This is a genomic window from Streptomyces bobili (assembly GCF_002154575.1).
Taxonomy (GTDB): Bacteria; Actinomycetota; Actinomycetes; order Streptomycetales; family Streptomycetaceae; genus Streptomyces; species Streptomyces bobili.
Genome location: NZ_MUBA01000302.1, coordinates 1 through 8,753, shown reverse-complemented (window position 1 = coordinate 8,753; position 8,753 = coordinate 1). Strand labels below are relative to the sequence as shown.

At 71.8% G+C, this 8,753-nt stretch carries 7 protein-coding genes; 2 read left to right on the top strand and 5 right to left on the bottom strand.

The window, feature by feature from the left end:
- Nucleotides 1–151: 151 nt before the first annotated feature.
- On the top strand, nt 152–2,026 hold the full coding sequence (locus BZL64_RS23665; RefSeq protein ID WP_244205460.1) for an ABC transporter ATP-binding protein: 1,875 nt from the start codon (nt 152–154) through the stop codon (nt 2,024–2,026).
- Nucleotides 2,027–2,037: 11 nt separating this feature from the next.
- Here the strand turns inward: BZL64_RS23665 and BZL64_RS40290 are convergent, their stop codons facing one another.
- The 5 genes from BZL64_RS40290 to BZL64_RS23635 form a co-directional block, all read right to left on the bottom strand.
- A complete protein-coding gene (locus BZL64_RS40290) occupies nt 2,038–2,214 on the bottom strand; it encodes a hypothetical protein (protein ID WP_086771208.1) in 177 nt (58 codons plus the stop codon).
- Between the two features lie 154 nt (nt 2,215–2,368).
- Nucleotides 2,369–3,058 carry a DUF899 domain-containing protein gene (locus BZL64_RS23655; protein WP_086771207.1) on the bottom strand — a complete coding sequence of 230 codons (690 nt, stop codon included), beginning with the start codon at nt 3,056–3,058 and terminating at the stop codon, nt 2,369–2,371.
- A 140-nt stretch (nt 3,059–3,198) separates the two neighbouring features.
- Nucleotides 3,199–5,079: an FUSC family protein gene (locus tag BZL64_RS23650; protein WP_244205459.1), complete on the bottom strand. Its 1,881-nt coding sequence runs from the start codon at nt 5,077–5,079 to the stop codon at nt 3,199–3,201.
- A 606-nt stretch (nt 5,080–5,685) separates the two neighbouring features.
- Nucleotides 5,686–6,405 carry an aspartate/glutamate racemase family protein gene (locus BZL64_RS23640; protein ID WP_086771206.1) on the bottom strand — a complete coding sequence of 240 codons (720 nt, stop codon included), beginning with the start codon at nt 6,403–6,405 and terminating at the stop codon, nt 5,686–5,688.
- Between the two features lie 5 nt (nt 6,406–6,410).
- Nucleotides 6,411–7,889, bottom strand: coding sequence for an NCS1 family nucleobase:cation symporter-1 (locus BZL64_RS23635; protein ID WP_086771205.1), 1,479 nt, complete (start codon nt 7,887–7,889; stop codon nt 6,411–6,413).
- Nucleotides 7,890–8,052: 163 nt separating this feature from the next.
- Here BZL64_RS23635 and BZL64_RS23630 point away from each other — a divergent pair.
- Nucleotides 8,053–8,753, top strand: a 701-nt coding sequence (locus tag BZL64_RS23630; RefSeq protein ID WP_107430338.1) for a GntR family transcriptional regulator, incomplete at its 3' end; no start/stop codon positions are given.

Sequence of the window (8,753 nt, the reverse complement as noted above, 5' to 3'; positions counted from 1 at the left end):
GCCCCACCTCGGCCCCCTCCCGCGATAGTGGCCATCCGTCCACGATCGGGGGAGGCCGAGGGTGCGCAAAGCGCCGGAACAGAAGGATCCCGAGGAACGCGACGTCTCGGAGTCGGAGCGCCTGCTCTTCGGCGGACCGCTGCGCTACGACATGGGCTGGAACCAGCACCGGGACGCCTTCCTGGAGCTGAACTTCCGGGCCATGGTGACCCGGCTGCCCTCCCTTCTCTCCTCCAGTCTCCGGCTGGCCCGCGAGGCCGACCCGCGCGCGGCCCGGATCGTGGTGGCCGCAGAGCTGGGCCGGGGCGTGGCTCAGGCGGTGAGTCTGCTCGCGGTGAACACCGTGCTGGGCCGGCTGATCGCGGGCGGCCCGATCGAGGAGCGGCTGCGCGGCGCGGCCCCCGCGCTGGCCGTCGTGGCCGCCGTACTGCTCGTCGCGGTGGTGCTGCGGGCCGCGTCGACGTACGCCACCGGGCGCCTGGAGCCCAAGGTGGAACGGGTGGCGACCGAGCGGTACCTGGAACGGGCGGCCGCCGTGGAGCTGGCCGCGATCGAGGACCACGCCTTCCACAAGCTGCTGGACACGGCGCAGTACGGCGCCCGGTCCAGCCGCTACATGATCAGTCACGCCACGCGCGTGGTGAACGCGATGATCTCGCTGATCGCGGCGGCGGGCGTGCTGACCGTCCTGCATCCGCTGCTGCTGCCCCTGCTGGCCACGATGACGCTGCCCAGCGCCTGGAGCGCCCTGACGAACGCGCGGCGCCGGTACGAGTCCTTCCACACCTGGGTGCAGCACGCGCGCGCGGGCCATCTGCTCGCGGGTCTGCTCACCGAGCCCGCGGCGGCACCCGAGATCCGCGTCCACGGAGTCGGCCCGTTCCTGCTGCGGCACTTCCGGGCCATGTCGGAGACCGCGGAGGCGGAACAGGCCCGTCTGGCCGCTCTCGCCGCCCGCACCGGCCTGTTCGCGGCGGCCTGGACGGGCCTGGCGACCCTGGCGACGTACGCCACGCTCGGCGGGCTGCTGCTCACCGAGACGATGGCGCTGGCGGTTGCGGGTACGGCCGTCATCGCGATCCGCAGCGGCTCGGCGAGCCTGAACACGCTGGTCGTGGAGGTCAACCAGCTCCACGAGGAGGCACTGTTCGTAGGTGATCTGCAACGCCTGTACGTCGAGGCGGCCGAACGGGCGATCCCGGAGGGCGGCTGCGCCCTGCCGGCGGATCCGCGGGAGATCCGGTTCGAGAACGTGTCCTTCGGCTATCCGGGCGAGTCGGCCCGGCCCGCCCTCGACGACGTGACCCTCACCCTGCCGCTCGGCCGGATCATCGCGCTCGTCGGGGAGAACGGTTCCGGCAAGACGACCCTGGTGAAGCTGCTGGCGGGGCTGTACCGGCCGGACCGGGGGCGGATCCTGTGGGACGGCGTGGACGCGGCGGACGCCGACCGGCACCTGCTGGCCGAACGCGTCGCGATGGTGGCGCAGGACTTCAAACGGTGGCCGTTCACGGCCCGGGTCAACGTGGCCGTCGGCCGTTCATCGGCGCCGCTGACCGAGGAGCGGCTGGCCGACGCGATCGGTGAGGCGGGCGCCGAGGAGGTGGTCGCGGATCTGCCGCGCGGCCTGGACACCCTGCTCGCCCGCAACTTCAGCGGCGGGCACGAGCTGTCCGGCGGTCAGTGGCAGCGGCTGGGCATCGCACGGGCGGCGTACCGGCGGGGGCGCATCCTGATCGTGGACGAGCCGACGGCGGCCCTGGACGCCCGGGCCGAGCTGGAGGTCTTCGAGAAGATCCGCGCGCTGGCCGACGGCGGCCAGACGGTCGTCCTGATCACGCACCGGCTGGCGTCGGTCCGGCACGCCGACCTGGTGCACGTCCTGGACCAGGGCCGGCTCGTGGAGTCGGGCACCCCGGACGAGCTGCTGGCCGAGGGCGGGGTCTACGCGGAGCTGTACGCGCTTCAGGCGGGGCAGTTCACGAGCCCGGCCACGGGCCGGGTGCCCACCTCGAAAGCGGGCTGATGACCCCCGGGTCAGTCGGTGGCCTCGCCGCCCCGGACGACCACCAGGAACGTGTCGCTCGCGAGGTCCATGACAACCTCGGCGGCCAGCCCTTCCATGCGCCGTGCCTGAGCGAACTCCTCCGCGGGCCACGACCCACGCGGCCCGCCCGCGGGAAAGCGTTCGAGCACTGTTCGCCCGTTCACCATCTCGCACCTCCGATAAGCGTTGTACTTGTAGGAGTTAACGCTGTTCGGAGGCGGAACGCCTCGGCCAGTGACGTGACTGAGACGTAGTTGACACAGGTTCAACGCGGAGTGTGAGGATCCGGTCACCTTCTGAACGTACCGACTACGCTCCGCGTCAGAATTCGTACTCGTCGTGATAGCGGATGCGGTCACTGCCCGCGGGGGCACCGAGGTCCGACGCCCTGCCCTTCGGCTCCTCCCATTCCTCCTGGCGCCCGAGGGCCGTCAGGTCGAGCAGTGAGGTGGTCGAGCCGAGCCCGTCGAGCCCCCGCTCGTACGTCGAGTAGGTGTGGAAGACGCGGTCGCCGTCCCGCAGGAAGCAGCTGAGGCCCGGCCGCTCCACGAGTTGCCCGGATTGTTCATCAGTGACCCTGAAGTCCCGGTTGAAGCCGTTGTCGTACGAGGAGTACCAGGGCAGCGCCCAGCCCATGCGTGCCTTGAATGGCAGGATCCTCGGGAAGGGTGCCCGGGAGACCACGGCGAACGACGTGCCGCGCGCCTTCAGATGGGCGAGGTGGCCGATCTGGTCGAGGAAGGCTGAGCAGCTGCGGCAGCCGGCCTCCCATTCGGGCGCGAACATGAAGTGGTAGACGACGAGTTGGTGGCGTGCGTCGAAGAGGTCCAGGAGGCTCGCCTTGCCGTCGCCGCCGTCGAAGACGTACTCCTCGGTGATCTCGACCATCGGCAGTCGGCGTCGCTCGGCGTTGAGCGCGTCCCGCGCGCGGGTCACCACCTTCTCCTTGACCAGCAGTTCCTCGCGCGCGGCGTGCCATTCCTCGCGCGAGACGATCTCCGGAAGCGACATGGGCCCCTCCTGTTGCAGCGGTCCGTTCCGGGTGGTGACCGGTGCCGTCGGCGGAACTCATCGCTGCCCCACGATTTTCTTTCGGGCTTCTCAGCTTCCGCGTTCTTCGGCGGACTTCTGGAGGAGCGCGGTGCCGTTGTTCACACGGCAACAGCGAGGCCTGCGACGCCAGTCGGCAGTCCCACCCGTTCCCGGTGTGCGGCCAGTTCGCCGAGGAGTTCGGTGAGCCGGTCGCTGTGACGGCGGTCGAGCCGGCCGGTGTCGTCGAGGTGGACGGCGGCGGCGGTGACCGTGTCGACAAGTCGTTCCAGCAGGGCGGCGACCTCGTCCGTGCCCTCGGTGTGCCGGGCGAGGGCGGGCAGTTCGGCGGCCGAGAGGGCGATGGCGGCGCGGGCCTCGGAGAGCGCCCGGTAGGCGTCGCGGCGCAGCGTCCAGCGGGCGGCGCGGTCGCCGGAGCCGTCCAGTACGTGTTCGAGGTAGGCGTGCGCGGCGCCCGCGGCGGAGGCGAGCCGGGCGCGCACATGCCCACCGCGCTCCCCCGGCATCGGCAGATGCCCGACGATCAGCACGAGCGCGCAGGCCAGCAGGGTCTCCCCGATCCGCCCGACGGAGGCCTGGGGTTCCCCGACGACCATGACGAGCGACAGGACGAGAAGGGTGACCACGGCGGTCTGGGCGGCGAAGTGCCGGGTGGAGACGGGGATCAGCGCCCCGCAGACGGCGACCAGCGCCACCAGCCCCTGCGGGTGGGGCAGCACGACGGCGAATCCGGCGAAGAGCAGTGCCCCGAGGACGGTCCCCGCGGCCCGGCACAGCACGCGCGAGACGAGCGGCCCGAGGTCGGGTTTGACGAGGAAGACGGCGGTGGCGGGCAGCCAGTACCAGTGTGTGTGCTGCCCGTACCAGTGGGAGTGGTGCAGGGCCTGGGCGATGGCGGCGCTGGCGCCGAAGCAGAGGGCGACCCGCAGCCCGTACTCCCGTCCACCGGCGCCGAAGGCGGTCCGCAGCAGGTCACGGGCGCTACGCCGGCGGGTGTGGAGGTCGGAGCCGCCGTCCTGGTCGAAGGCGTGGGCGGCCTGGAGCAGGGCGTCGTCGAGGGCACGCAGCGCCGGCGCGGACCGGGCGGGCGCGGGCAGCGGACCGGTGGCCGCACTCTCGCGTACGGCGGCGGCGAGGCGCCGGGGTCCCTCGGCAGCTCGGCCGCCGAGGGGTTCGCCGGCCCAGGCGAGGGCGGTGGCGGCCTCGGCGAGGGGCAGGGCGGCGGCGTACTGGGCATGCAGCCGGCGTTCGGCCGCGGAACTGGCGTAGCGCCGGAGCCGGGGTCCGGCGAGGGCGTCCTGGGCCTGGTCGAGAGCGGCGGTGAGGGCGGCGCGGCGGGCGGTCGCGTGCTCGGTGCCCGCCGCGTCGAGGAGGGAGGCGACGGCCTCGTAGACGGCGGCCACGGCCGCCCGCTCCCCGTCGAAGCGGAAGTCTCCGGCCGGCGCGCCGGGGGTGGGCAGCGCGAGCCGCAGCACGATCAGCCAGCCGGCGCCGGCGAGGAAGGCGAGGGCCCGCGCCCAGCCGCTGTCGGGAAGCGGCATCCCGGCGCCGATGGCCGCCGCGACGAGGAGTTGGGTCCCGCCCCCGGACGCGACGGGCCCGATGGCGCTCATCCCGCCGGCCAGGACGCCCAGCGCGGTCAGGACGAGCGTCAGCACGACCGCGCCGACATGGTCCCCGGCGTACGTCCCGACGAGTACTCCGGCCGCCCCGGCGAGCGCGGGCGCCCCGAGCCGCCGGACCGCCGTGCGCCGGCTGCCGGGCCGGTCGTTGATCCCGGCGAGCATGGCGGCGATGGCGGCGACGACCCCGAGTGAGGTGTGACCGACGAGGACGGCGGTGAGCAGCAGCGGCCCCGCGGCGAGCGCGCCACGGACGACGGCACTCCACGGGACGGGTCCCCGCTGGGCACGCAGGGTGTGCGCGAGCCAGGGCGGCAGGGCGGGGAGTGTGCGAACGGCAATGGTGGAACGCGGGGACACGAAGCTCCGTTCGGACGAGGGCGGGGGTGTGCCTTCGGGCGACGGTGGCCGGGGCTGGTGCTGAGGCTGTGTCTCCACGGTACGGGGCGATCTTGGAGAAGATGGGACGGCCACGTTTCGGGAAGGTGACACCTGGCCCGGATCCCGGCTCCTTTATGAACGCAACTGCCGACGCGGCTGCTTGGGGGCCTCCGGGACGCTGCCGTCGGCGATCTGAGCGACCAGGGCGTGCACGTCTCGCAGCCCGGCCAGGAAGGGTGCGAGGGGAGCGATTGTCAGTGGGGCGCGTTTCAATGGGGGTGTCGTCACAGAGCGTCACGACAAGGGCTACGGGGGGACGGGGACTGTGAGGTTCGCGGAGGACGAGCGGCGGTATGTGTCGTTGGCGGGGCTGCGGTTGCGGGGCTGGACGGGAGCGCTGGTGCACCGGCTTCTGGGCTCGCCGGACCGGCTCAGTGTGGATCCCCGGGTGCGGGCCGCGCCTCAGGTGCGCCTGTATCGGGTCGAGCGGGTGGAGGCGGCGGAGCGCGGCGAGGAGTTCCGGCGAGGGCGCACACGGCGGACGGGCGGACCGGCACCGGACCGGGGAGAGGGCCCGTGAGCCGGTCAGTCCCGGCTCGCGCCCCAGGTCCGCCGCTTCGGTACCGGCTTGGCCAGGCTGCCCGCCCGGCTCGTCCGCAGGCCCATCGTCACCAGGGCCTCCGCCAGCTTCACCGCCGCGGCCACCCCGTCGACGACCGGGAGGCCCAGCTTCTCCCCCACCGCGCGCTGCAGCCCGGTCATCCCGGCGCACCCGAGGACGAGCACTTCGGCGCCGGCCTCCCGGGCCCGTTCGGCCGCGGCGAGGAAGGCTGCCTGCGTCCGGTCGGTGTCGCCGAGGTCGAGGACACCGAGGCCGGTGCCGACGACCGCGGCGCAGTTGCGGCCCACACCGGCCAGTTCCAGGCTGTCCTCGATCTGGCCGCGGGACCGCTCCAAGGTGGTGACGACGCCGTAGCGGCGCCCGAGCAGACAGGCAAGGTGGGCGGCGGCCTCCGTGATGTCGACGACCGGCACGTCGACCAGTTCCCGTACGCCCTCGCGGCCGTGCTCCCCGAAACCGGCCATGACCACGGCGTCGTACGGCGGCCCGTCGTGGGTGCGCAGGGTGTCGAGGACGGCGGCGGCCGACAGGTAGCTGTCCAGCCAGCCCTCCGCGGACTCGGGGCCCCACGCGGGAGTCAGGCCGGTCACGGTGGTGCCCTGGCCGGCCGCGGCCCGGGCACCTCGTACGATCTCCGCGGTCATCTCCTGCGTGGTGTTGCAGTTGGTGACGACGATCCGCACGCTTCTCAGACCTCCACGGGCTTGTCGGGGGCGGTCACCGGGGCGGCGCTGCGCTCGCTGCGGCACAGCAGCACGTACAGACCGGCCGCGAGCGCGGTGCCGATGAACCAGGAGTACGGCGCCACGTCGCTGAAGGTCTTCACCAGCGCGAGGACCGCCGCGGCCCCCGCGGAGGGGAGGAACGCCCACAGTGCCTTGGGGTTGACGCCCCCGCGGTAGTAGTAGCGGGAGCCGGGGCGGGCGTCGAACAGTTCGTCCACGTCCACCCTGCCGCGCTTGACCCAGTAGTAATCGACCATGATCACGCCGAACAGGGGGCCCAGGAAGGCGCCGAGACCGCCGAGGAAGTAGTTGACGACGGTGGGGTTGGAGAACAGGTTCCAGGGGGTGACGACCAGCGCGGCAACCGTGCTGATCAGACCCCCGACCCGGAAGGTGATCTTCTGCGGCCAGACATTGGCGAGGTCGTACGCCGGGGAGACGAAGTTGGCGACGATGTTGACGCCCATGGTGGCGACGGCGAAGGTCAGCGCGGCCACGACGAGGACCCAGGTGTTGCCGACCTTGGCGACGAGTTCCGCCGGGTCGGTGATGGCCTCGCCGAACACCTCGAGCGAACCGGCGGTGACGATGACGGAAACGACCACGAAGGCGGTCGAATTGATGGGCAGGCCCCAGAAGTTGCCGCGGCGCACGGTCCTGTAGTCGGGCGCGAAGCGGGAGAAGTCGCAGAAGTTCAGCATCAGCGTGCCGTACGTGGCGAGGATCAGGCCGATCGCGCCGAACCACTGCCGCCACTGCTCGCCCACGGAGACGGGGTTGGGGGTGGAGGTGAGGGAGATGCTCCAGCCGGCTTTGGCGAGGACCCAGACGGCCAGCGCGATCATCACGAGCCAGATCGCGGGGCCGCAGAAGTCCTGGAACTTGCGTACCGACTCCATGCCCTGGGTGATGATCAACGCCTGGATCAGCCAGAGCGCAAGGAAGGAGACCCAGCCGAGGGCGTCGAGCCCCAGGAAGGAGTTGTGGGTCCATGACTCCAGGCCCGGCCAGGCCGCCAGCAGCATCACGTTGACGGCGACGGAGGCGAGGTAGGTCTGGATGCCGTACCACATGATGGCGATCACGGCCCGGATGAGGGCGGGGATGTTGGCGCCCCACACGCCGAAGCTGATGCGGCTGACCACGGGGAAGGGGACGCCGTGGCGCTGGCCGATCTTCCCCATCCAGTTCATGCCGGCGTAGATGAGCACGAAGCCGACGAGGAGGGAGGTGAAGACCTGCCAGACGTTCATGCCGAGGACCAGCAGGCCTGCGGCGAAGGTGTAGTTGCCGAGGTTGTGGACGTCGGACATCCACAGGGCGAAGAGGTCGAAGACCTTCCAGTTGCGCTTGTCCGCGGGTGCGAGGTCTTCGTTGGTGAGCCGGGGATCGGGAACGAATGCTGGGGCGCCGGTGGCTTCGGCGCGGTCGGCGAGGGACACGGTGCCTCCCTGGGCAAGGGGACGGAGGAGGGCTGCGCGACCGGTGGGGGCCGCTCGACGCGTCGTTTGGTATACCAAACTGCGGTCATAGTCCCGCCGTCAAGCGTTCTGACCGATGTCCGCTCCGTTACGGCTCCGTAAAAGACCCCTGGCGTCGGCGAAAATGGCACCCATGAGTTCCCCGGCGAAGATCGAACCCCTCGGTGCGGTACGCGAGCGCGTCCTGGCGACCCTGCGACAGGAGATCATCTCCGGCCTGCTGCACCCCGGCGACCGGCTCGTCGAACGCGAGCTGGCCGAACGGTTCGGTGTCTCCCGGGTCCCGGTCCGTGAGGCCATCCGTGCCCTGGTCGCCGAGGGCTTCGTCCTGTTCGAAACCCCGCGCAGGACCGTCGTACGCCGGCTGAGCCCCACCGACGTCAAGGAACTCTTCGAGCTCCGCGAGGCCCTGGAGGTGTACGCGGCCGGTCTCGCCGCGTCCCGGGCGACCCCGGAGGCCCTGGCCGAGCTGCGGGAACTGCTCGACCTCGCGGCAGGGGCGACTCGCGCCGGGGACGCCGAGGCGATCACCGACATCAACACCCGATTCCACGACCGCATCCTCGCCCTGGCCGGCAACAGCCTGCTGATCTCCGTGATGGAACCCGTCGACGGCCGCCTGCGCTGGCTCACCCGGCAGAACGAGGAGTGGCCCCAACTCCTCACCGAACACCGCGAGCTGTACGAGGCGATCGCCTCCGGCGACCCCGCCCGCGCCCGCACCCATGCCCTGCACCACGTACAGGCCAACTACCGCTCCACGGTGCGGCACCTCTTCGGGGATCAGGCCGACCGGCCCGACCCGCCTGTCCAGCCGTCCGCCTA

What these genes read in the sequence shown, in the direction of transcription:
- BZL64_RS23655 (WP_086771207.1), bottom strand. Translation starts at nt 3,058, where the DNA reads ATGTCGCTTCCGGAGATCGTCTCGCGCGAGGAATGGCACGCCGCGCGC.
- BZL64_RS23665 (WP_244205460.1), top strand. Translation starts at nt 152, where the DNA reads ATGGGCTGGAACCAGCACCGGGACGCCTTCCTGGAGCTGAACTTCCGG.
- BZL64_RS40290 (WP_086771208.1), bottom strand. Translation starts at nt 2,214, where the DNA reads ATGGTGAACGGGCGAACAGTGCTCGAACGCTTTCCCGCGGGCGGGCCG.